This is a genomic window from Patescibacteria group bacterium (genome assembly GCA_041665345.1).
GTDB lineage: Bacteria > Patescibacteriota > Patescibacteriia > PEXW01 > PEXW01 > JBAYJA01.
On sequence record JBAYJA010000002.1, the window covers coordinates 65,422 to 88,065 of the forward strand.

The window sequence follows — 22,644 nt, forward strand, 5'->3', positions numbered from 1 at the left end:
CTTAAAAGTATTTTCCTTAAAGCGCGGGCAAAGTGATCCTGAGAAAGGATAAAGCAATAGAAGACCAAGTGTGTCTTTCTTATACTCTGGGTTCTAAACACCCTAGTTTTCCCCATCAGGATTACCTCCCCCTACCCCCTCCTTCGAAAGGAGGGGAGGAGTTTTATCAGTAACCCATGCCCCTACCCTCTAACCCCACTCGCCGCTTCAACTAAACCCTACTCTCTGTGGCGAAACCGTACTCCGTATTACCGAGCTTCTTCAAACCGTCCTTCTCCCCTTCATCGCATCCCCCAACGTCACTTCATCCGCATACTCCAGGTTTGAGCCCATGGGCAGACCTCGCGCCAGGCGGGTAAGCTTCAGGTTGAGTGGTCGGAGCAGCTTGGTGAGGTAGAGCATCGTCGTTTCGCCTTCCAAGTCTGGGTTTAAGCCAAAGATCACCTCAGTTATTTGTGTACTTGGGTTTTTGAGTCGCGTCAGCAGTTTGTCGACATGCAAATCATCGCCTGTAATCCCAGCCAGGGGATTGACCACCCCACCCAGCACGTGGTAGAACCCGCGAAATTCATGCGTGCGTTCAATGGCGGCCACGTCCTGGGTTTCGGCCACCACGCACAGCAACGCCGTGTTGCGTTTCACATCCGCGCAAATGCGGCAGGGGTCGGCGCCGCTCCACTGGCCGCAGGTGCTGCAACGGTGCACGCCGGTTTGGACATTGGTAATCGCCCGCGTGAGCTGCTCCCGCTCGGTCACTGGCGCTTTCACCAAATGGAACGCCAGACGTTCTGCTGACTTGGGGCCAATACCCGGCAGGCGGTTCAGCCGCTCAATGAGTTCCTGGATGGCGTCAGCGTAGGTTGGCATGCGCTAGACCGGGAGGTTGGGGAGACCACCCATTTCTTTCACCCGGCTGGCCATTTTCTTCTGCGCCTTCTTGGTGGCGTCGTTCACGGCTTCGGCCACGGCCTTTTGCACGTCACTGGCTTTTTCTGGGTGGAGCATATCAGGCTCGATTGTCACATCCTGCACTTCCAAGTTACCATCCATGGAAACTTTCACTTTGCCCCAGCCGCCACTGCCTTCCACCAGCTCTGTTTTTAGCGAGCTCTGGATCTTCTTGGCTTGGCTGCGGTAATCTTTTATCTGCTTCAGCTTTTCAAACATAAACTTGCGTGGGTTAGGGAATTAGAGAGGAGCGGGGCCGGTAAATTTTTCATCTGCCCGGCTTTCAAACCGCACTTTATTATCGTTGAAGATGAGATCAACCTGGCCGGTGGGGCCATTGCGATGCTTGGCCACGTGAATTTCTGCAACGTTCTTCTTCATCGGGTCAATATTTTCACGGTCGTACATGGCTGGGCGGTAAATGAACATGACCACGTCGGCATCTTGCTCAATGCTCCCAGACTCGCGGAGGTCAGCCAGCATAGGGATTTTCCGTTCCCGGCTTTCCACGGCGCGGGAGAGCTGGGACAGGGCAATGACTGGAATGCTCAGCTCGCGGGCAATTGCTTTGAGGCCGCGGGTAATTTCCGCCACTTCTTGTACCCGGTTTTCCGAATTGGATCGGCCTTCCATGAGCTGCAAGTAGTCCACCACAATCATGCCCAGGCCGTGCTCCGCCTGCAAGCGGCGGGCTTTGGTACGCATCATCATGACGTTGCTGGTGGCGGAGTCATCAATGTACAGCGGGGCTTCGCTCAGCACACCCATGGCATGGCCAATCTTGGGGAAGTCATTGTCCTCGGGCCGGTCAGACAAGCGGCCGGTGCGCATTTTCCAGAGGTCCACCCCGGCTTCAGCGCACAGCATTTTGTCCACCAGCTGCTCCTTGGACATTTCCAAAGAGAAGATACCAACCGGAACCCGGGCCTTCACCGCCGCGTACCGGGCAAAGTCCATAGCAAGCGTCGTTTTGCCCATGCTCGGGCGGGCAGCGACAATGATCAGGTCACTTTTTTGGAACCCAGCCAGGAGTTTATCAATGTCTGGGAAGCCGCTGGTAATGCCGCGCAGTTTGCCTGCGCCTTTGTGGAGTTCATCAATGCGGTCAAACGCCTCGGTCAGGACAGAGCGAATGGGGATGAAGTTCTGCTTTAGGTAACGCTGGGAGACGCCAAAGACCTCTTGCTCAGCTTCGTCCAGCACGCCCTCCACATTTGCTTCTTCCTGATAGGCCAGGGAAGTGATTTGCGAAGCGGCGTGGAGCAGCCGGCGGAGCGTGGATTTTCGCTGCACAATGTTGGCGTAGCTCACCACGTGGCTGGCCGTAGGCACAGCATTGGCCAGGGCGGTAAGGGCACTCATGCCACCCAGTTTTTCTAAGAGCTTTCGCTCTTCTAAGCGGTTGGCCAAGCTCACCACGTCAATGGGTTCCTGGGCAGTGTACAGTTCCTGCATGGCCTCGTAGATCTTACCGTTCAAGTCCCGGTAGAAATCCGTGGGTTGCAGAATGTCCGCGACCTTAATAATAGCGTCTTTATCAATGAGTAAAGAGCCCAAAAGCGCCTGTTCGGCCTCCAGGTTCTGCGGGGGGAGTTTTTCCAGAGAATGCGTGTCTACCATAGGTCTTCATATGATACCTGCGGGGCAAAACTGGGGCAAGGCGCACCTGTCCCCAGCGGGTGCACGGGTTGTGCACAGTTTTGAACTTGGTAGAGGGTTTGGGTGTAGAAGCTTGTATGGTTGGAGGGTGGGGGTGTAGCAGCGAAAAAGGGAGTTTAAAGAAAACCCCTCCTCTTTGCCTATTTACCTAACTAGCCTCAAAACCTTTATCCTTCTGCATCTAGCTCGCTTCATGCTATTCTACCTACCGATGTCTATCACCGACCCCATTGTTGTTGTCCTCGACGTGGAAACCACTGGTCTGAAACCAGAGGACGGCCATGAGATTATTGAAATTGCCGCGCAGAAAGTCCAAGGCCAGGATGTGGTGGGGGAATTCTGCTGCTTGGTGAAACCCATTCGTCGGGTGGAAGCAGACGTGGAAAAAGTGCATGGTATTAGTAACGAACTCCTTGCAGTTGAAGGCAAAAACCCAGAGGATGTATTTCCTGCCTTCGTGGCATTTTTGGGAACCCTGCCCATTGTGGCGCACAATGCTCCATTTGATGTGGGTTTCATTAACGCGCACCTGAAGCGAATGGGTATTCCCACGTTGACGAACCAAGTGTTGGACACCATTACCCTGGCGAAGAAGTACCTGATTATTCCCAGCTACAGTTTGCAAAAAGTAGCAGCCTACCTGGAAGTGCCGCAGCCAACCGCGCACCGGGCGTTGGCAGACGTGGAAACCACCCGGCAGGTGTTTTGGAAACTAGTGCAAAGGGCGAAGGGGAAGTGAGATAGCGAGTTAGAAGGTTGGCGAGCTGGCGCGTTGGTAAGGAGGAATTGCCTGCAAGCTTTGAAAGGCTTGCATTATTCTGCTAATTACAGCACAATCAACCTGTATTTGGGTTCGTAGCTCAATGGTAGAGCAGGGGCCTTTTAAGCCCAAGGTTCTGGGTTCGAGTCCCAGCGAGCCCACCACGCGTGCAAGCGCCATTCGCCCTCCTCGGGCGTGCTTCGCGTGCCCGATTGCGGGCTTCGGCGCAGCCCGCTTTCCCCGTAAACCCCTTCGGTGTTTGCGGGGGCCCCATTAAAAATTTAACGAAGCCTCGCTTTGCCCCACAAACCCGTGCTCACTACATTCCGCTTCGTGTTTGTGGGAACCCCCTATCATTAAGGTTTTTTGGTATACTAAACGTATGTTAGAAAGCAAAGGAGAAGGTGGCCAACAATTCAAAGCACCCGAGGAGGAAGGAAAAAAAGAGAGTAGTTTTTTTGATGCGCCAATGGATGAAAAAGTTGGTGCACTGAAGACCACGTACCTGAAGGATTTGGCTGAGCTTGTTACTGGTGAAGCAGTGCCAGAATTAACAAAAGAAGAGGATCCGAATGCATATGAAATCGATCATCATTACGCAAAGGATGAAATAATCGCCGAGTACTTTTCCAGACTCATGAAAGACAAGGTGGTTTTGGATCTTGGATGCGGAGTCCAGACTACTGGGTACAAGATCGCAAATTTTTCACATGCTAAAGAATACATTGGCGTGGAGAAGCATTTTGGGAAAAGCGCGTTTGAAAAAACAGCAGAAACTGCAGCTGGTGAATCAACGCCATTTCAGATTGTACAACAAGACATGGTTGAGTATGTTCAAGATCAGTCGCACTCGGCAGATGTCATCTTTTTAGTGGGTGTTGACCTCATTATTATTCCTGAAAACGAGTGGGAAAGACTTTTGCAAGGAATCCATCAAACTCTAACTGAGGATGGGCGTCTGCTCATCGGGGGTGGGATGGGGAAACCATGGCAGACAATTGAGAAATACTTTGTTCAGGACGCTTCGCTGGATGAGGTAAAAGCAAAACCAGAGTACATGCTTACTTGGATTCCATCAGTATGGAAAAAGAGGATGCACAGCCAGTAGTAGTCATTTTGGATTATTTGTAAATAGTGACTCTACCTTTCCTTATCTTAAACAGATTTCACTATGATTGAAGGCTCAGGTGAGAATCGTGAACAGTTTAATGCTCCTGATGAGGAGCAAGCTGAAGGAGAAAAATTTCCAACGCTTGTTAACCGTAAAGGTGAGCAGCGCATTGTTCGAAGCGCAGAAGAGGCTACTGCCTTAGTTACGGGGAGTAAGGATTGGGAGCGCGGAAATTTTTATCTTCTTGGCGGAACAAATGAAAAGCTGCGTGACGATTTATTGAAGAGTATAGGTTTGACCTTCGCGGAGCTGTATAAAATCTCTGCACAACACGTGGAAAATGCCCGGTTAGCGCTAAATAAGGATAGAGAAATACTGTATCTTCAAGAAGGGTCCGAGCAATGGCATGAGGCGGTGAGAAATTATCACTATTTTAACCGGTTGGAAAGCGAGCAAAGAAAGGAAAGAAATCCAGAAGAAGATTTCCCTCCGCTGTATGCTAAAGTTGAAGGTCTTGAAGCTGAGGTTCTTGAGAAAATTGAAACAACAATTGTAAGAATTGCTCATTATATTGGCAAAGATTCACGTGCGTTGCTTGACTCATATGGGAGATTTAATAAAAGTCTCCTTGAGCAGCATGTGGAATTTGAACCTTTTAATGCAAAGAATTTATACGAGGCGTTCTGTCTCTTTGATTATTATTTTAACTATTCTGATGGTATGAATAAGAAAATCGAAAATGTCATGGAAAATCACAAGCCAAAAAAAGTAATGAAGTATGAAAAAAATCCACTCCTTAGCCCTTTTACAGAAACATGTAGAAAACTTCAAGCGGAAGGTGCAGAGCACATACCTGCCTGGCTGGCAGAACAAGCAAACATGGCAGGTACATCAGCTGTTTTCAGTGATGCGCAAGAGTTTATGAGTCAATTTGTAAAGGATATGACTAGCTATAAGGAACGGTATGAGGCTTATATCCTTCAGAATAAGATTGAAAACACACCAGCTTTTCCTGTTGAAATGTCATTCATAACGAATTTTGAAAAGATGTCTAAAGAAATTAGCCGTGTTGGAAAGCCAAAGGGTGAATCTGCAGAGGAATAATTAGCAGACATAAGGTTTGTTGCATTTTTCTGGTACAATGTATCCATGCCAGATTTCCGACCGGCAACGGTGCCGATAGATGACGTTTTTCACCAGGTTGATGCTTCTAAACGGGGTTTGACCCAGCTTGAGGTTGATGCCCGATTGCAGCAGTTTGGACCCAATAAGCTCCCAACCAACGAAGCTTCTTCTTCGGCGCGGACGTTCTTCCGGCAGTTTGAGAGCAGCTTGGTGATTATTATGCTCATTGCCACGGTGGTGAGTTTTTTCTTAGGTGATAACCTAGACGCTGTGGTTATTCTGGCCGCAGTTTTTTTGAATGTGCTGGTTGGTTTTTTCCAAGAGCGCCGGGCGGAGCGTGCGCTGGCTGCATTGCAAAAGGTTGCAACCTTCACTTCCACTGTGCTGCGCGATGGGCGGGAGCGGGACATTGCTTCATCCGAGGTTGTGCCAGGTGATGTGCTGGTGCTCCATGCTGGGCAGAAGGTTGCTGCTGATGCACGGCTGCTGGAAGTGTACGAATTTGAGGCAAATGAATCTGCGCTGACTGGTGAGTCCGCCCCTGTGGAGAAGCAGGCCGGGGTGCTCCCAGAAGCCGTGACCATTCCAGAACAGTTGAACATGGCTTTTGCGGGCACGGTGATTACCCGCGGCCGGGGATTAGCAATAGTGACGACGACGGGTTTGCGGACGGAGCTGGGGAAGATCGCGCAGCTCTTAGATACTACGGTGACCGAGAAAACCCCGCTGCAACGTCGCTTGGTCAAGCTCAGCCGGAATCTTGCTGCAATTATTCTCGTTGTCGCGGCGCTGGTGTTCCTGCTGGGCTTATTCCGTTTGTACGACATCGAAATAATGTTCACCACGGCAGTGGCTATTGCCGTGGCCTCCATTCCCGAAGGTTTAGCCGTGGTGGTTACCATTGCCTTGGCCTTGGGCATGACGCACATGCTGAAGCAACGCGCCTTGGCCCGGTCACTCCTGGCAGCCGAAGCGCTGGGTTCTGTAACGGTGATTGCGACGGATAAGACTGGAACCGTCACCGAAGGCTACATGCGTGTGGTGCAAATATTGACGCATGACCGTGCTGTGGGGCACCCGCACCGTGATCCAGGCGAACCTGATCCAACCGCGCTCACTGTGCTGAAGATCGCCGCCCTGGCCTCAGATGCCACGATTGAGAACCCAGACCGGCCGTTGGAAGAGTGGGACATTCGGGGCAACCTCACCGAACGAGCACTAGTACGCGCTGCAGCTGAATCCGGTTTCAACTTGCCGGAGCTACGCCGGCAGTACACCCGCTTGGGTGAAGTACCGTTTGATTCTTCCCGGCGGTTCATGGCCGCGCTGCTGGAGCGGAAAAATGATGGCACCAGCGTGGTGGTGAAAGGCGCGCCCGAGGTGCTCTTTGCAAATGTGCAGTTCATTGACGAAGATGGGAAGCGGGTTCCGTTTACTCCAGAACGGAAACGTGAATGGGAAACCCGAGTGCGAGACATGAGTTCCCAAGGGCTTCGAGCTTTGGCTGTTGGTGAAAGGAAGGATGTGGCAGGCATTACAGAACTAACTGATGAAAACGCGCTGCACGACCTTACACTGGTTGGTGTGGTTGGTATTCAAGACCCACTTCGGTCAGACGCCAAAGAAACCATTCGAATTCTCACAGAAGCAGGCATTCGAACGGTCATGCTGACCGGTGACAACCGGGCTACTGCGCTGGCGATTGCCAAAGGCTTGCAACTTGCGTCAACGGAAGCCGAGGTGATGGACGGCCGGGATTTGGAAGCATTGGATGCCGAAACGTTACAAGAACGCGTGGCGAATATTCGCGTCTTTGCGCGGGTGAGTCCCAAGGACAAACTTCGTATCATTGATGCATTGCAGGCACGCGGAGAAGTGGTGGCCATGACGGGCGACGGGGTGAATGACGCCCCAGCGCTGAAAGCTGCCGACATTGGCGTGGCTTTGGGTTCGGGGACAGATGTGGCCAAAGAGGCCGCGGATTTAGTTTTGCTCGATAATAATTTGCGAACGATTAGCAATGCAGTGTTTGAAGGACGAGTTATTTACCGCAATATCAAGCGGATTGTTCTCTACCTTCTCTCTGGCAGTTTTGCAGAGTTTGTCATCATCTGTGCAGCAGTTCTGCTTGGTTGGCCTTTGCCCATGGTGGCATCGCAAATTTTGTGGAACAACTTGGTGACCGATGGTCTGCCGACCATTGCCCTAACGCAGGAAACTGAGGATGCTGGGATTTTGAAGGAGAAGCCTATTAAACCCAACCAACCCATTGTTGGCCCTTTCACCCTCCGGCTGACCATTGTCATGAGCCTGGTCATCGGTCTGGGTGCGCTGGCGCTGTTCTGGCTGGGTTGGGACAATGGTCGTAACCTTGCCTACGGCCGAACACTGGCCTTTGCCGCGGTGGGTATTTCTACGTTGCTGTGCGCGTTTTCTGCCCGCACGCTGCGTCACCCCCTCACGTCCAGCTCACCACTTCGTAACCCATCTCTACTCGTAGCTTTAGGGTTTAGCCTGGGCCTGCAACTTTTGGCTGTATACCTGCCCCTTGGACAGAAAGTGTTTGGCACGGTGGCACTCAGCCTGGGTGACTGGGTACTGATTTTGGCCTTTGCGGTAATCGTGGTGGCAATTACCGAGATGAGTAAAGTCTGGTTCCGAAAGCGGGATGTGCCAGTGATAGCCTTTGTGGGGAAGGGGGATGGGGAAGCCGTAAAGCTATAGAGGTGTAGAGTTTTAGAGATCTTGGAATTCTGTAACAATCTGTCATTGCGAGGAACGAGTCCTCGAGCGACGCGGCAATCCCGCTGTAACACGGAACCAAGAAGACTCACTAAGCTCCTTTTTTCTGTCATCCTGAACGTAGCGTAGCGGAGTGAAGGATCTTGCTTTTCATTAAGGACTGTCCGCAAGATTCTTCGTCAGACTCAGAATGACAGAGGAAGGGGGATAATGAGTCTACAGCCAAAAAAAAGTTCACCATCCATTGACGGTGAACTGAATATGTTCGTATTTTTTGGTGCAATTACCCGTGCGATTCTACACGCTCGAGCCAACCACTTTGCGTTGTAAAATCCAGCATCCCTTTAAACTGGATCCAACAGGTCATATGTTCGACTGCGATCATATCCCGGAAGTCTTCACAGGCTGCCCAAAGGAAGGCGGTAAACTCTTGAGCCATTCCGCTTCGATTAACCCTTTTTGTATCAGTGATGATTAGCAGGAGTTCTCGCTTCTCACCCTTTTCATTTTCCGTTAAGAAAGTTTCACCTCGAAATGTTGGTGATTTGACTCCTCCTCGGCTGTGCGGTGGGGGTAAGTAGCCGGGATATGGGTCTGCATCGATTTCCGTAAACAGGGAATGCATAAACGCCAGTCGATCGGGACCTGCCAAAATTTGTATCCTAGGCATTTTTCCTCCTACAGGTTGTTAAGTGATTTACTATATTAGGTATCAAACTCTTCATACAAACTACACTAACCTGACGGATAATCAAGCGTGAAAATTACTTGCCAAAGCCCTGAAAAATCAGTATATTTAGGCCATGAATGTTCGGATTGCTGACATTGCTGGTTTTGACGGCAAAGAGGTTTCTATCCAAGGCTGGGCCGCCAATGTGCGCTCCAGCGGGAAGATTGCGTTCCTCCAATTGCGTGACGGCTCAGCTGGCTTGCTGCAAGTTGTCGTGTCGCACGAGGCCGTGGGGGATGCAGTTTTTGCGTCCGCAAAAGCAGTGACCATTGAGTCCTCGATCATTGTCACCGGTCTGGTGAAAGCTGAGCCCCGTTCACCCGGCGGTTTTGAGTTACAGGCCACCAAGGTCGAGCTGCTCCAAAAAGCTGAAGAATACCCCATTGGCAAGAAAGAGCATGGTCCAGACTTTTTGCTGGATAACCGGCATCTGTGGATCCGCAGCCCGCGTCAGGCCGCGATTCTCCGCGTGCGGGACACAGTCATTTGGGCGTTACGGGACTTTTTCCGCAAAGAAGGGTTTATTCTCACGGACACGCCCATTTTGACGCCCACCTCCTGCGAAGGGACGACGACCCTTTTTGAAACTGAGTACTTTGACCAACAGGCGTACCTCTCGCAGTCTGGCCAGCTCTACCTGGAAGCCTTGGCAATGGCTTTGGGCAAGGTCTACGATTTTGGTCCCACCTTTCGCGCGGAAAAGTCCAAAACCCGGCGGCACCTGACCGAATTCTGGATGCTGGACGCGGAAGCAGCGTACATGGACTTGGAAGCCAGCATGCAGCTGCAGGAGCGGATGATTGTCCATGTTGTCCAAACAGTCCTTACCGAGCGCAAGACAGAGCTCGCACTCTTGGAGCGAGATGTCACAGCCTTGGAAAAAATTCAATCGCCATTCGAACGCATGACCTACGATCAAGCACTGGCAAAACTCAAAGAACTTGGCTCTGACATCAAATGGGGGACAGACTTGGGTAACGATGACGAGACCATCTTGACCAAAGCCTACGACAAGCCAATTTTCATTACACACTACCCTTCGGAGATCAAAGCTTTCTACATGAAGCCAGACCCAACGAATCCAAAAGTTGCCTTATGTGCCGACCTCCTTGCCCCGGAAGGGTATGGGGAAGTAATTGGTGGCTCGCAGCGCATTGATGATTTGCAGATGCTGGAGCAGCGGATTGCCGAGCACAAGCTTCCCAAGAAGGATCTGGAGTGGTACTTGGATTTGCGGCGTTACGGTTCGGTGCCGCACAGTGGCTTTGGCATTGGCCTGGAGCGCACGGTGACCTGGCTGTGTGGTCTCACTCATGTCCGTGAGTCCATCCCTTTCCCAAGATTGATTAATCGTCTAACACCGTAACTATGGAACGCACGCTCGCTGTAGAAACCCCACAACTCGTTGGTCAGGAAGTGAAACTTCAAGGCTGGGTACACAACCACCGGCGCTTGGGGAAAATGGTGTTCATTGACTTGCGGGATCGCACAGGTTTGGTGCAAGTGCTTTTTGCTGATGATTTGACCGAACCAGCCAATCAAATTCGGCCAGAGTACGTGGTGGAAATAACTGGCACGGTTGTTGAACGGAAAGGCAAAGGTGCAAATCCAAATCTTCCCACAGGCTTGGTGGAAATTCATGCGAAGTCGCTCAGCGTCTTGAGTGAGGCGCAAACTCCACCTTTTCCCATCAACGACGAAACCAAAGCTCAGGAGACGAATGAGGAGCTTCGGTTGGAGTACCGGTATTTGGATTTACGCCGCCAGAGTATGCGGCAGAATCTGGCCTTACGCGCCAAAGTGAATGCACACTTCCGAGCTTTCTTGCAGGAGCAAGGTTTTACCGAAGTAGAAACACCGTACCTAACCAAAGGCACACCCGAAGGTGCGCGGGAGTTCATTGTGCCGTCCAGGAATTTTGCCGGGAAGTTTTACGTGTTGCCGCAGAGCCCGCAGCAATTCAAGCAGCTGCTTATGGTGGCTGGGGTGGAACGCTACTTCCAGATTGTGCGGTGCTTCCGGGATGAAGACCAGCGGGGCGACCGGCAGCCAGAGTTCACCCAGCTGGATATGGAAATGAGCTTTGTAGATGAACACGAAGTCATGCAGTTGGTGGAAGACATGATGATCGCCTTGGTCAAAGCTGTCACACCGGAAAAGCACATCACCCAGGTGCCGTTCCCGCGCATTCCATATGTTGAAGCAATGGCCAAGTACAATTCGGACAAGCCAGATATTCGGAAAGATAAGAACGATCCAAACGAGCTGGGCTTTTGTTTCATTACTGACTTCCCCTTGTTTGAATATTCGGAAGAGGAAAAGAAGTTGGTTCCGGTGCACCATCTCTTCACCGCGCCCAAAGACGCTGACCTGGAGTTGCTGGCCACTGATCCAGCCAAAGTCACGGCCAAGCAGTATGACTTGGCGCTGAATGGGTTTGAGGTTGCAGGTGGCAGTATTCGGAATCACAAACCAGAGGTGCAGCAGCAAATTTTTAACATCCTCAAACTGGCACCCGAAGACGTTACCCGTCGGTTTGGCCACATGCTGAAGGCCTTTAGCTACGGTGTGCCACCGCACGGGGGGATTGCCCCAGGCATTGACCGGCTGGTTGCGATTCTCGCCGGTGTGCCAAACATCCGGGAAGTCATTGCTTTCCCCAAGACCGGTGACGCACGCGACCCCATGATGGGCGCGCCAACTGAGCTGCCCGAGCAGCAACTGAGAGACGTGCACATCGCATCCATCAAGAAAGAGTAAGGTCTATGCCTGCCCTGTCTCGCCTCCAGCGGTTCATTCTCCGAGAAGCACTTGGGGGAGTGGTGACCAAGCGAGCAGCGTTTCAAAAGTTTTATTCTAAGCAACCCAAGCCGCCCTCAGCGCATGATCGAGAGAACGCCATAACCAAGTCTATTGAACGGCTGATCGACAATGGGTACCTGGTGGGGCTGGGTCGTCGCACACCCCAGAGGTGGTTCTTGGAAGCCGTGCGGTTGACCCCCGCCGGCAAAAAGACTGCCAAACGGCTACTTGGCCAGCAACAACAATTTCCCTTTCGCCGAAAGTAAACCCTATGTCCATCCCCGCAAAAATCAGCAAGTTCCTGGGCGCCAAGAAAGTGCAGTACGACGTGGTGCCGCACAAGACCGTTTTCACCGTGTACGACTTAGCCCAGACCATGAAGCTCAAGTTGGAGCAGATTGCCAAGACGCTGCTGGTCAAAGCTGACAAGCGGTACATTCTGGTGGTCATGCCCGCACACTACCGTCTGGATTTTGGGAAATTGAAAAAAGTGTTGAAAGTGAAGGACGTGAGCATTGCCAAGGAAAAGGACATGCAAGCCAAGTTCAAGACCAAACCCGGGGCCATGGTTCCGTTTGGGGCCATTCACAAGTTGGATGTCATTACCGACAAGTCATTTTTGAAAGTGAAGGACGCGCTGTTCTCCGCCGGCAGTTTCACAGATAGTATCCGGATGAAGTTAAAGGACTATTTGAAAGCTGTTGAGCCAACCGTGGCTGATATTGGAAAGAAGTTTCCCATCAAACTTCAGATCGTGAAGAAGGCACCGAAGAAACCACATCGCAAAGGTACGCGAAAGCCAAAACTAGCCAAGCGGAAGAAGCGGTAGTCATGGACGCAATTTCTCATGCCGCCTGGGGAGCGACCATCCTTCGGAATCGGAAATTTGTGGGTTGGGCAGCGCTCACTGGCATTTTGCCAGATTTGATCCCTGCGCTCTACGGCGTGGTGCGGTATGGGAAGCGCTACTTTACTGATATCATTGATCAGTCCTTCGCTGAACACCCCGGGAACTTTTACATCATCCTGTATCGCTTCACGCACAGCTTGCTCCCCATTAGTCTTGTATCGCTCGTGCTTTGGGTGGTCGCTCCGGTGTGGCTCCCACTGGTCATTCCGTACTACTTGCACTTGGCCATGGACGTCTTTACGCACCGCGGCTTGTGGGCAACGCGCTTGCTCTACCCCGTGTCAGACTGGCATATTGAAGGTTGGAATTGGTGGCAGCGACGCTGGGTGAACATTGGGAACTGGAGCGCGCTCGTCATTCTCAATTTGTGGTTCTTCCTTCGTTAAACCATGCGCAACATTACTGTGGAAAAATTTGAAGGCCCACTTGACCTCCTCCTCCAACTCATTGAGACCGAGGAGCTGGACATTACCCAAGTAGCTTTAGCGCAGGTAACGGAACAGTACTTGCGTACCCTGGAAGGCGCAACGAATGTGGGGCCAGAAGAACTCGCTGATTTTTTAGTGGTGGCGGCAAAGCTCTTACTCATCAAGTCCAGAGTGCTGCTGCCGCAGCTGCAGGTGGGGGACGAAACTGAGGCGACAGATTTGGAACGGCAGCTGAAGATGTACAAGGCGTACTTGGATGCCTCCCGGGCTGTAGCCAAAATTATTCACAAGCGGCGGTTCACCTTTGGTCGGGGCAAACCAGCGGTGATGATTGAGCAGAAATTTTCACCCCCGCCATCGTTGACGAGTGCAGCATTGCACGTCACTTTCCTCACGGTTCTGCAAGAATTGGAGCCAATCATCAGCCTGCCCAAGGCGGTGATTGAGCGCACAGTGTCCATTGCCGAGAAGATTGAGCATATCCGGGTTTTGATTCTGGACCAAGCTTTGGTATCCTTCAAGCAGATTGTGCAGCAAGCAGGCTCCAAAACCGACGTGATCGTTTCCTTCCTCGCCCTCTTGGAGCTGGTGAAGCAGCGGGGGATCATGGTGAAGCAGACTGCACTCTTCGATGACATTGCCATTCAACGCCTAGACCCACCCACCAATGCTGAAGCATAAGATTGAAACCCTCCTCTTCCTGGCTGGCAAACCACTCACGGTAAAAAAACTTGTTGAGTTGGTTGATGCACCCAAAGCTGACGTGCAAGCAGCGGCGACGGAGCTCATGCATGACTACGAACAGAAGCAGACCGGTCTGCTCATCCAGCAGGCGGGGGACAGCTTCCAGCTCGTCAGTCACCCAGACCATCGGGCCTTGGCGCAAACCTTTGTGAAAGATGAAGTGTCCGGCGAGCTTACCAAGCCCAGCCTGGAAGCACTGACCATTGTGGCGTACCGCGGGCCTGTGACCAAAACTGAGCTGGAGCAAATTCGCGGGGTGAATTGCACGCTCATTCTCCGCAACCTGTTGATCCGTGGTTTGGTGGAAGCGAGTTACGATAAAACGCAAGCCACCACGGTCTACTCCGTTACCCATGACTTTGTTCGCTTCCTGGGGCTTGCTACGGTAGAAGAGCTTCCTGACTACGAAAAACTCCATTCCCATGCCACCCTCAACGAATTCCTTGAGCGGACGGGCGCGGTCGCCGCAGCGGACAGCAACGCCCAAGCGGAAACCGTCCCAGCCGCGTAAACCTATGATGCATCCAGTGCCCATCTCACCAGTCAATCCGGCTGGGAGCGTGCGTCGTCGCTTGCTTCCTGGGAATGCCTTTGCCGTCCTTGGCTTCTTGCTGGTCAGTGGGGTCATTGTGGCAGTCATTGCCATGGCCTACGTTTTTGTCTACCTGCCTGATGCGCGGCTGGCAGCACATCTGGGAAAAGTTGCAGGGGCAACGTACACGCGTTCGCTTCCAGTCGTCCCCTTGCCCACGACACCTGTGCCAGTGGTTACCCCGGTTTCCGGGATTTTACTGGATGTTGATTCTGCAACCGTGCTGTGGGAGAAAAATGCACTCCAACCTCGGCCAATTGCCAGCCTCACAAAGTTGGTGAGTGCGGTGACCTGGCTCAACACCAACCCAAAACTTGATGCCTACGTCACCATTCCCAGTGACATTGATCAAGCCGTGGCCGAAGCCGGTGAACCCGGCGATGTTGCAAGTAAAGTGAGTCTCCAGCCAGGGGAGCGCGTGCGGGCAAAAGATCTCCTTGCCAGCGCTATCATTGCTTCGGCGAATAATGCCCTGCTGGCGCTGGTTCGAAGCACGGGGTCGGTGGCTGACTTTACGCAAGAGATGGCGCAGTCTGCGGCTGACGCGCATACTACAACCTTGACCGTGGCTGACCCCACGGGCTTAGACCGGGCGAACGTTGCCTCGGCCAAGGACATTGCTCTGCTGGCGCACCAAGCCTTCCAGAACCCAGTGCTCAAGCCATTCTTCACCCAAGCGCAGACGCGCATCACTACCGCCGGGGGCCGGACCTTCACTGCCCGCAGCACTGATGAGCTGGTTCGGACGACCCGGACGTACACGGTGGTGGGGGCGAAAACTGGGTACTTGCCTGAGGCTGGGTACACCTTTGCGGTTGAAGCCAAGAAAGACGACAGAAAACTCGTCTTGGTCTTGCTGGGTGAACCAAATTCCGCTGCCCGTTTTGCAGACGCTGACGCCTTGCTGCAGTGGGGTTTTAGCGCGACGTAGCAACCAGAAGCTGCATTGCCAGTACCGTGCAGCCGAGCTACAATTGCTGCATGCGACCGCTTGTCGTTGCCAATTGGAAAATGCACGTTACACCGCCGCAAGCGGAGGCTTTTGTGCAGGATTTTTTAGCCCAGGATCCAGCGCCGCTCCAGGCCGCGAACGTGGTGCTCTGCCCGGCCGCGCCGGTGATTGGCACGGTGGCCCAGGTCTGCGCCGGTTCCCCCGTGCGCTGGGGGGCGCAGAACGCATACTGGGAAGCGCGAGGGCAGTTTACCGGTGAGGTGTCCATGGAAATGCTCCGCGCGTTGGGCTGTGCCTACGTGCTGTGTGGCCATTCAGAACGGCGGGCACACTTTGGGGAAACGGACCAGGATGTGAGCCGGAAGGTGCAGCAGGCCGTGGCGAATGGCATTGAACCAATTCTGTGTGTCGGGGAGACATTTGCGCAGCGGCAGCAGCAGATTCATGAGGTAACGGTGAGCGAGCAGGTACGCAAAGGTGTGGATCTCCTCAGTGCGTTCCCGCAAAAGAAGTTTACTATTGCGTACGAGCCTGTTTGGTCTGTGGGTACCGGACATCCAATCGAACCGGAACAAGCGTGGGCAATGGCACGGCTGATCCACCAAACCCTACGAGAGGAAATGCCTGACACTGCCGATACAGTGCCAATTATTTATGGCGGCAGCGTGAAACCCGACAATGCAAAATCCTTTGTGGATGGGAAGCACCTCGTTGGCGTCCTGGTCGGGAGTGCAAGCCTTGACCCAAAAGCCTTGTACGAAATTATTACCCAGCTGACAACGAAATAGTATGCTTACTCACGTGAAAGAAATTGTGCATGATGCTATTGCCAGGAACTACGCCATTGGCGCCTTCAACGTGGAAAATTTGGAGACAACCCTGGGTGTTGTTCGGGCAGCGGTGAAGGAGAAGTCCCCCCTCATTTTGCAGGTGTCAGAAAAGACCATTGCCTACGCCGGGCTCCGGGCGATTACCAGCATTGTGGAGCACATTGCGCGTGATGAAGCCGGCACCATTCCGGTTGCCTTACACTTAGACCATGGCAAGTCGTTCCGTTCCGTGGCAGCGTGTATCAGCGCAGGTTTTTCTTCCATCATGATTGACGCGTCTGACGTGCCGTTCCAGGAAAATGTGATTCTCACCAAGCAGGCAGTTGACTACGCACACCGCAAAGAAGCTTGGGCGCAAGGGGAGTTGGGGGTGGTGAAAGGTTTGGAAGAAGCAATGACCCTGGCGCAGCGTGAACCTTTTATGACCAAGCCGGACGAAGCGAAAGCGTTTGTTGCCCAAACCGGGGTTGATACCCTGGCCGTAGCCGTGGGGAACATGCATGGGGTAGTGAAAATGCGGAAAGGCGCTACCCAGGAGCTGGATCAAGCCCGGTTGGAAGCCATCCACGACATGCTGCCCGACACTCCTTTGGTGCTCCACGGTGCGTCTGGGCTTGGGAAGGCGGAATTGACCCGCGCGGCTGACCATGGCGTGCGGATTGTGAACATGAACACAGAACTCAAACTCGCTTTTGCCAATGCACTCCGCGCAACGCTGACCAAGGATGATGAGGCGTATGACCCGCGGCTGATTTTTGGGCCAGCCATGGCCGCCTTGGAGGCGTTGGTCAGTACCAAGCTCCGCGCCTTAGGCAGCACCGGTAAAGCAAACGGTTAATTTTTTTCACCTTTTCTCCTCCTTCTAAACACTTCACTATGCCAGTACGCATTGCCATCAACGGTTTCGGTCGCATTGGTCGTATCGCCGTTCGTGCGGGGTGGAAAAACCCCAAGCTGCAGTTTGTGGCTATAAATGACCTTACCGATGCTGCCACGAATGCACATTTGCTGCAGCGCGACACCGTGCATGGCAAGTTTGACGCGCCAGTGAAAGTCCAAGGGAATACCATCATGGTTGGGAAGCACAAAATGGAAGTCCTGGCGGAGAAGGATCCCACCAAGCTCCCCTGGAAGCGCTTGAAAGTGGATGTGGTGCTGGAGTGTACCGGCCGGTTTACCAAACGTGAGCAGGCTGCCATGCACCTGAAAGCAGGGGCAAAGAAAGTCATCATTTCGGCGCCGGCGGACGATGTCGATGCGACGGTCGTTTTGGGGGTGAACGAAGAAGTACTGAAGAAGAAGCCCACGATTCTCAGTAACGCGTCCTGCACCACAAACTCACTTTCGCCTGTGGCCTGGGTGATGGAACAAGCGTTTGGGATTGATCGGGGGATGATGAACACCATTCACTCGTACACCAATGACCAGCGCATCCTGGATTTGCCGCACAAAGATTTGCGCCGGGCAAGGGCTGCAGCGCAGAATATCATTCCCACCACCACCGGTGCCACCAAAGCCGCTGCAAAGGCAATGCCCAGCCTGAAAGATCGGATGCAGGGGATCAGCCTCCGCGTGCCCACCCCTTGCGGTTCCATTACTGACTTTGTGTTCGTGGCCAAGCGCGTACCCAAAGATGCTGCCGCCGTTAATGCGGCCCTGAAAAAGGCTGCCAATGGCAAGCTCAAAGGCATTCTGGAGTACAGTGAAGAGCCCCTGGTGTCATCGGACATTGTGGGCAATTCCCACTCAGCGATTGTTGATGGACTCTCAACTCAAGTGAACGGCAACTTAGTCCGCGTGATGGCCTGGTACGACAACGAGTGGGGCTACTCTTGCCGCCTTGTGGAACTCGCGGCGAAGCTAGGATAAGACTTGCGTTTCCGCTTCACTTTGGGTAGTCTCTCAAGTACTGCGGCGCCATCGTCTTCCACCAGTCTCCGACCCGGAGGGAGGCGGATCCGCCGAAGCGGCGGAAGCGGTGAAACAGTACATCCGCTGGGCAAAATAGTCAGACCTATACTTAGGGCGCCATCGTCTAGCGGCTAGGACGCCAGGTTCTCATCCTGGTAACAGGGGTTCGATTCCCCTTGGCGCTACCAGCTCGTTTCGCGCTCAGAGCTACGCGTCTCCGGTTGCTACCGAATCCGCTCCGCCCGTCGCGCGAAGCCTCGCTTAACCCCATGAACGCGTGCTCACCCCGCAGACGGGTTTCCGCGCCACATTCATGGGGGTCCTGGAAAAATTTTGAACCAAGTGGGTAGCCTGGGTCCCTTGACCTAGGCATGAAGTTTTGGGTCACCAAAAAAAAGAAGGTCTAGGAAGTTCCTAGACCTTATACTGACAAAGCTAGCTGCCTTAGAGATCGATTCTCAAGGCGTAAGCCATGCTTGCGAAAGCGGCGACAATGGCGGCTGCCATCAGTATCACCGTGCTGAGTTTTTTGCGCATTACTCCTCCACGTCGTAAGGTGTATTTTATAACGATTGCAATTTGAGTATAGCATAAAGAAAAGCGGCGCATACCTGTAGATACACACCGCCTGCAATAAGCACCACCATCTGGGCTTTATTCCCATTTGGGGGACATGTACATACTGTAGAGCGTGAGGTTAGCTAAGTCAAATTTTACAATCTAGACAGCTTTACCCTTAGTGCTAGGCTTATCCTATATGCGACCACATTTTGAACAGGATTTGAAAGAGTACAATGCCGTTGCCAAGACGGAACGCCGGATAAGCCGGAAATTTGACCAGGAACTCTTGGCCGAAGACTTGCTGAATTTGGAAAAGGACATTGCAGAAAATGAGCAAACTTCCCTGGGGACGCAGGCTCTGGTGATGAAGCTGCAGCGGCAGAAGCAGGAAATACTTGCGGAGCTCCATGCGGATCTGCGAGGAATTGATGACCAAAGTTATACACCTGAGTCTTCGTTGGAGGATAATCCACAAGCCTGGAATGTGCGGGAGACGAAGAATGGAGACTTTGTGGCGCAGCAAGGTGAGCGTACTTTCCCAGTCACTTTGGGTGATTTGGTGGCTGACCAGGAGTGGGGAGTGGACTATACTTTGGACAGGAAAAGTATGCCCAGGCAGGTGCAGAAGCGTTTTGCATTGGAAAAAGCGCGCAAGCAGGTACAGGACGCCCTTGATGAACAGATTCTGCTCGTCAGCCAAGATAGCGGACGGGTGAATGCGTATGCCCAGGAAGGCTACAAGGATATTGCGAAAGACCGAGAAGGCGGGCATGATCGCCGCATTGGAGTCATTGCTGAAAAAATGGTGCGAACGTTTCTGGAAAAACTCAGCTATGACGTGCCAGACCTGGAATTCACCATTGCACGAGCAGACTTGCACCAAGACGTGGAAGAGAAAATTGATTTCTTGGTACACCGGAAGCGAAAATGGCGCGGGGTGCGGGTTGCGACGAAAGGGAAAGATGATGAAGGCATTCAGTTCACTACTGATGAGCGAAACGAAACCGCCGAAAAGAAACGAGCTGCGCTGGAACGGGTAAAGCCCTGGGCGCTGCAGCGGGAGCACTTGGATGATATTGTGCTGGTCCAAATTTCCCCAGATGATTTTCGGTCTGCATACAATGCATGGCAAGAAGCTGGTTCGCCGCCTGGTGGGCCGGATAGTTTTTGGGATACAGCCACAAAGGAAAAAATATTCCGGCATTTGCTGCAAGACATGTTTACTCCAGAAGAACTGGATGCCCAATGGCAAAGCGCGGTGCAATCAATTCCTGAGCATCGAGCCGCGGCGTAAAAAGTAATTACCTCTTTACCCTTCGACTCCCCCTCGGCAAGCTCGGGGTCGCTCAGAGTTATCTTTGCATTATCAAATAATGCAAAGATAAGAAAACCCTCGTGCCGGAGCGCGAGAGTGCGAATGAGCTAGTGGATGTTTTCCATACCACCAACACCATACAGCACGAGGGTGACGCCCCCAGCCATGATCACTAGCTCGATGAGGAGCCCAATGACCGCCAGAGGATCGCCGCGGCGAAACCGACCACGTCGCCTGGGCCTCCATAAATTGAGGAGGAGCAGGAACGCGCCCGAGAGCGCCGCCTCTAAGCCCGTTGGAATCGTCAACATATGTGTTTGACGGTTACGGAAAAGAGGTTGCACCAGGGACTGGTGCGCTGTATTGGTGTTGGCAAAGGGCGGTTTTTGGTAGCCTCAAAGTATAGGCCTTTTGGGGAGAAAGTCAAGGGGAAGCTGTAAAGCTGTAGAGGTCTTTTTTCTGTCATCTTGAATCAGATGACCTGCCCGCCGAAATCGCAGAGGCGATGCAGGCGGGAGGATCCCCAGGCTATGTACCTACTTCGGAGATTCTCCCGCCTACGTTCAGAAACTTCGGCCTATGCCGACCGAAGTCGGCTTCGGCCGACGAAGGTCGGCGGACAGGTCGTAAGACTCAGAATGACAGAGAGGGAGAAAGCTTTGGGTATGGACGCTGGATGGATTGAAGGCGAAGATGGAGATGGAAGGGAAAAATAAGAACCACCCCTAGTCCCTCCTTGCCCCGCTAGTCAGTGAGGGTAGGAAAAGGAGGGGAAATAAATCCGAATCCCGAAACCTCTACCTTCTGCCGATACTGGCAGCGATAGCGTATTCCGTTCCCTCCCTACTACCTATCCCACACCCCCGCCTCTCAACCCTTGACAAGGTTTTTTAATGTGCTAAGGTGTAAGTCCAAGATAAAAAAAGTCATTTCTGTTCAATATTTGCGGCCCAGGTGTAGTTTGTCTGTGAGTTTTCTGCCCCCCTCTCACGGACACCACCTGTGGCCGCTTTTTTTATCCAAACCTTTTTTCCAAACAGGCCTCTAAACCTTCTTCCTCATCTCACCATCCCACCTGGTATACTACCTGGGTATGGAACACGCAATGTACACCAATCTTCTCACCCGGAAATTCTGGCGAACTGCCTGGTTGCTTGGCTTCTGCTTGTACGCCATTGCGCTACTGTACGTGTACGGTGCAGATCATACTTTTTCTGCAATGAGCCTGAGTAAAGCTCTGGCGGCTACCGGGGGATTGCTCATTGGCTTTTCCTTTGCCCTCAGTGGTTTTGCGTACTACTTCAATTTTCTCGACACCAAAGTCGCCTACCGAAAGTACCTGGGCTTGGTGGGTTTTTGGTTTGCCTTGGCATACACACTCTCCCTTTTCTTCGTCGACCCAGATAAGTACTTCTTTGGTTTGTTTCACAATCTCTTAACCGCAGATGTGCTACTGGGTTTGGGCGCGATGCTCATTCTCACATTCATGGCGCTCATTTCCCGTACTAGAGCAATGCAGTGGCTGGGACCACCGCGTTGGCGGAAGTTGCTGCGGCTTGGGTACCTTGCGTATGCTATGTTGGTGGTTCGCGCAGTCGTTGTGGAATGGGATGTGTGGACAGCCTGGGCCGAAAACCCAGCCGGCCGGTTACCCCCTCCCAGACTCGTACTCTCAATATTCGCAGTTGGCATCCTGCTCTTCCGGGGGTCAATGATCGTTAGTCAGTTCTTTCGGAAGAAGAACACAGTGGCGGCTGTGGTTCCACCCCAACAGCAGCTAAGTACGCAAGAAAAGACCCCCAAGTAGTTACTTGGGGGGTTGGTTGACTTTTATTGTTTTAAATAGCGCAGAGAGTGGCTGGCTGAGGTGGCTTTTCAAATCTCGTGCATTGGGACAGGGAATTGTGGTCAGGGGTTCTGTTGACTCTTCAACGACAGCATCTCCCATCTGCACACGGTAAACGTGATACGCTCGGCCTAATCGTTCGATGGTAGCCACAAAAGTGCTGAGTTGGAAAGCTTCATCAATGAGCGTGGCTGCAGTTGTTGGGAAGTCTTTTGCTTGGACCCTCGCTTCACCTAGTAAGTACAGAACCACAAATCCCGCAAAGCAATCGTCAGCAATGAATTGGCAAATTTCTTCTTGCTCAATGTTATTTTCCTGCATGTTGGTAAGTAGAAGATTTGCTAGTTCCTTGCCAAAAGTTGTCAGCTGCCCTCGTTTTGGTACGGCGTATGCATATCCAGCCTGTTTGGATAGTTCGCGGAGACTTTCGTACGCAGCTGGGTAGGAGAATAAGCTTTCAGGATTCATGGGGGCAATTTCCATCTGGAAAGGTGGAGCCTTCAGAATGTCGGGGAATGCAGTAAGTTCGTCAACGTACGCTGCATAGATTTTGTCCAATGCCGAAGCTGTTGAAAGCTTGCTCATACATATCCTTTCATTTTCAAAAAAGCAATTTCCCTTGATTCTAGGAGATATATTTAGGCACGTCAAGGTGAACGAAAATCCCCCTGGCTGGTG

23 protein-coding genes and 2 tRNA genes are annotated in these 22,644 nt (G+C 52.5%); 19 read left to right on the top strand and 6 right to left on the bottom strand.

Annotated features, from left to right (window positions below):
* Positions 1 to 261 precede the first annotated feature (261 nt).
* The 3 genes from recR to dnaB are packed head-to-tail and all read right to left on the bottom strand — an operon-like array spanning position 262 to position 2,568.
* Positions 262 to 867 carry a recombination mediator RecR gene (recR, locus tag WCV85_04030; protein ID MFA6474023.1) on the bottom strand — a complete coding sequence of 202 codons (606 nt, stop codon included), beginning with the start codon at positions 865 to 867 and terminating at the stop codon, positions 262 to 264.
* A 3-nt stretch (positions 868 to 870) separates the two neighbouring features.
* Positions 871 to 1,167 (bottom strand): YbaB/EbfC family nucleoid-associated protein, encoded by a 297-nt coding sequence (locus WCV85_04035; protein MFA6474024.1) that lies wholly within the window; start codon positions 1,165 to 1,167, stop codon positions 871 to 873.
* A 21-nt stretch (positions 1,168 to 1,188) separates the two neighbouring features.
* Complete coding sequence (gene dnaB, locus WCV85_04040; GenBank protein MFA6474025.1) at positions 1,189 to 2,568, bottom strand: replicative DNA helicase; 1,380 nt, start codon at positions 2,566 to 2,568, stop codon at positions 1,189 to 1,191.
* 250 nt (positions 2,569 to 2,818) lie between these two features.
* Here dnaB and WCV85_04045 point away from each other — a divergent pair, with 250 nt between their 5' ends.
* The 5 genes from WCV85_04045 to WCV85_04065 all read left to right on the top strand — a co-directional run bounded on the left by WCV85_04045 (position 2,819) and on the right by WCV85_04065 (position 8,327).
* Positions 2,819 to 3,346, top strand: coding sequence for a 3'-5' exonuclease (locus tag WCV85_04045; GenBank protein ID MFA6474026.1), 528 nt, complete (start codon positions 2,819 to 2,821; stop codon positions 3,344 to 3,346).
* A 110-nt stretch (positions 3,347 to 3,456) separates the two neighbouring features.
* A tRNA-Lys gene (locus tag WCV85_04050) sits at positions 3,457 to 3,531 on the top strand.
* Between the two features lie 218 nt (positions 3,532 to 3,749).
* On the top strand, positions 3,750 to 4,475 hold the full coding sequence (locus tag WCV85_04055; GenBank protein ID MFA6474027.1) for a class I SAM-dependent methyltransferase: 726 nt from the start codon (positions 3,750 to 3,752) through the stop codon (positions 4,473 to 4,475).
* Positions 4,476 to 4,538: 63 nt separating this feature from the next.
* Complete coding sequence (locus WCV85_04060; GenBank protein MFA6474028.1) at positions 4,539 to 5,582, top strand: hypothetical protein; 1,044 nt, start codon at positions 4,539 to 4,541, stop codon at positions 5,580 to 5,582.
* Positions 5,583 to 5,627: 45 nt separating this feature from the next.
* Complete coding sequence (locus tag WCV85_04065) at positions 5,628 to 8,327, top strand: cation-transporting P-type ATPase (GenBank protein MFA6474029.1); 2,700 nt, start codon at positions 5,628 to 5,630, stop codon at positions 8,325 to 8,327.
* A 301-nt stretch (positions 8,328 to 8,628) separates the two neighbouring features.
* On the opposite strand, the gene WCV85_04070 is transcribed toward WCV85_04065, so the two are convergent.
* Positions 8,629 to 9,015, bottom strand: coding sequence for a hypothetical protein (locus tag WCV85_04070; protein MFA6474030.1), 387 nt, complete (start codon positions 9,013 to 9,015; stop codon positions 8,629 to 8,631).
* A gap of 133 nt (positions 9,016 to 9,148) precedes the next feature.
* On the opposite strand from WCV85_04070, the gene asnS reads away from it, so the two are divergent.
* The 13 genes from asnS (at position 9,149) to WCV85_04135 (ending at position 20,099) form a co-directional block, all read left to right on the top strand.
* Entirely contained in the window at positions 9,149 to 10,441 is a 1,293-nt protein-coding gene (gene asnS / locus WCV85_04075; protein MFA6474031.1) for an asparagine--tRNA ligase, read from the top strand.
* A 2-nt stretch (positions 10,442 to 10,443) separates the two neighbouring features.
* Complete coding sequence (aspS, locus tag WCV85_04080) at positions 10,444 to 11,835, top strand: aspartate--tRNA ligase (GenBank protein ID MFA6474032.1); 1,392 nt, start codon at positions 10,444 to 10,446, stop codon at positions 11,833 to 11,835.
* A gap of 5 nt (positions 11,836 to 11,840) precedes the next feature.
* A complete protein-coding gene (locus tag WCV85_04085; GenBank protein ID MFA6474033.1) occupies positions 11,841 to 12,143 on the top strand; it encodes a hypothetical protein in 303 nt (100 codons plus the stop codon).
* A 5-nt stretch (positions 12,144 to 12,148) separates the two neighbouring features.
* Complete coding sequence (locus tag WCV85_04090; GenBank protein ID MFA6474034.1) at positions 12,149 to 12,706, top strand: YbaK/EbsC family protein; 558 nt, start codon at positions 12,149 to 12,151, stop codon at positions 12,704 to 12,706.
* A gap of 2 nt (positions 12,707 to 12,708) precedes the next feature.
* Positions 12,709 to 13,173, top strand: coding sequence for a hypothetical protein (locus tag WCV85_04095; protein MFA6474035.1), 465 nt, complete (start codon positions 12,709 to 12,711; stop codon positions 13,171 to 13,173).
* A 3-nt stretch (positions 13,174 to 13,176) separates the two neighbouring features.
* Entirely contained in the window at positions 13,177 to 13,896 is a 720-nt protein-coding gene (locus tag WCV85_04100; GenBank protein MFA6474036.1) for a ScpA family protein, read from the top strand.
* Positions 13,883 to 14,470: an SMC-Scp complex subunit ScpB gene (gene scpB / locus WCV85_04105; protein ID MFA6474037.1), complete on the top strand. Its 588-nt coding sequence runs from the start codon at positions 13,883 to 13,885 to the stop codon at positions 14,468 to 14,470. Before WCV85_04100 ends, scpB begins: the two co-directional genes overlap by 14 nt.
* A 4-nt stretch (positions 14,471 to 14,474) precedes the next feature.
* The gene (locus WCV85_04110) at positions 14,475 to 15,482 is read left to right on the top strand and encodes a serine hydrolase (GenBank protein ID MFA6474038.1); all 1,008 of its coding nucleotides are present in this window, start codon (positions 14,475 to 14,477) and stop codon (positions 15,480 to 15,482) included.
* Between the two features lie 50 nt (positions 15,483 to 15,532).
* Positions 15,533 to 16,291, top strand: coding sequence for a triose-phosphate isomerase (tpiA, locus tag WCV85_04115; GenBank protein ID MFA6474039.1), 759 nt, complete (start codon positions 15,533 to 15,535; stop codon positions 16,289 to 16,291).
* 1 nt (position 16,292) lies between these two features.
* Entirely contained in the window at positions 16,293 to 17,171 is an 879-nt protein-coding gene (locus tag WCV85_04120) for a class II fructose-bisphosphate aldolase (protein MFA6474040.1), read from the top strand.
* 38 nt (positions 17,172 to 17,209) lie between these two features.
* Positions 17,210 to 18,202, top strand: a complete 993-nt coding sequence (gene gap / locus WCV85_04125) for a type I glyceraldehyde-3-phosphate dehydrogenase (protein MFA6474041.1) — start codon at positions 17,210 to 17,212, stop codon at positions 18,200 to 18,202.
* Between the two features lie 155 nt (positions 18,203 to 18,357).
* Positions 18,358 to 18,432: transfer RNA gene (locus tag WCV85_04130), tRNA-Glu, on the top strand.
* Between the two features lie 569 nt (positions 18,433 to 19,001).
* A complete protein-coding gene (locus WCV85_04135) occupies positions 19,002 to 20,099 on the top strand; it encodes a hypothetical protein (GenBank protein MFA6474042.1) in 1,098 nt (365 codons plus the stop codon).
* Positions 20,100 to 20,227: 128 nt separating this feature from the next.
* On the opposite strand, the gene WCV85_04140 is transcribed toward WCV85_04135, so the two are convergent.
* On the bottom strand, positions 20,228 to 20,431 hold the full coding sequence (locus WCV85_04140) for a hypothetical protein (GenBank protein ID MFA6474043.1): 204 nt from the start codon (positions 20,429 to 20,431) through the stop codon (positions 20,228 to 20,230).
* Positions 20,432 to 21,213: 782 nt separating this feature from the next.
* Between WCV85_04140 and WCV85_04145 the strand changes: the two genes are divergently transcribed.
* Positions 21,214 to 21,927 carry a hypothetical protein gene (locus tag WCV85_04145; protein ID MFA6474044.1) on the top strand — a complete coding sequence of 238 codons (714 nt, stop codon included), beginning with the start codon at positions 21,214 to 21,216 and terminating at the stop codon, positions 21,925 to 21,927.
* Here the strand turns inward: WCV85_04145 and WCV85_04150 are convergent, their stop codons facing one another.
* Positions 21,928 to 22,551: a hypothetical protein gene (locus WCV85_04150; GenBank protein ID MFA6474045.1), complete on the bottom strand. Its 624-nt coding sequence runs from the start codon at positions 22,549 to 22,551 to the stop codon at positions 21,928 to 21,930.
* Positions 22,552 to 22,644 lie beyond the last annotated feature (93 nt).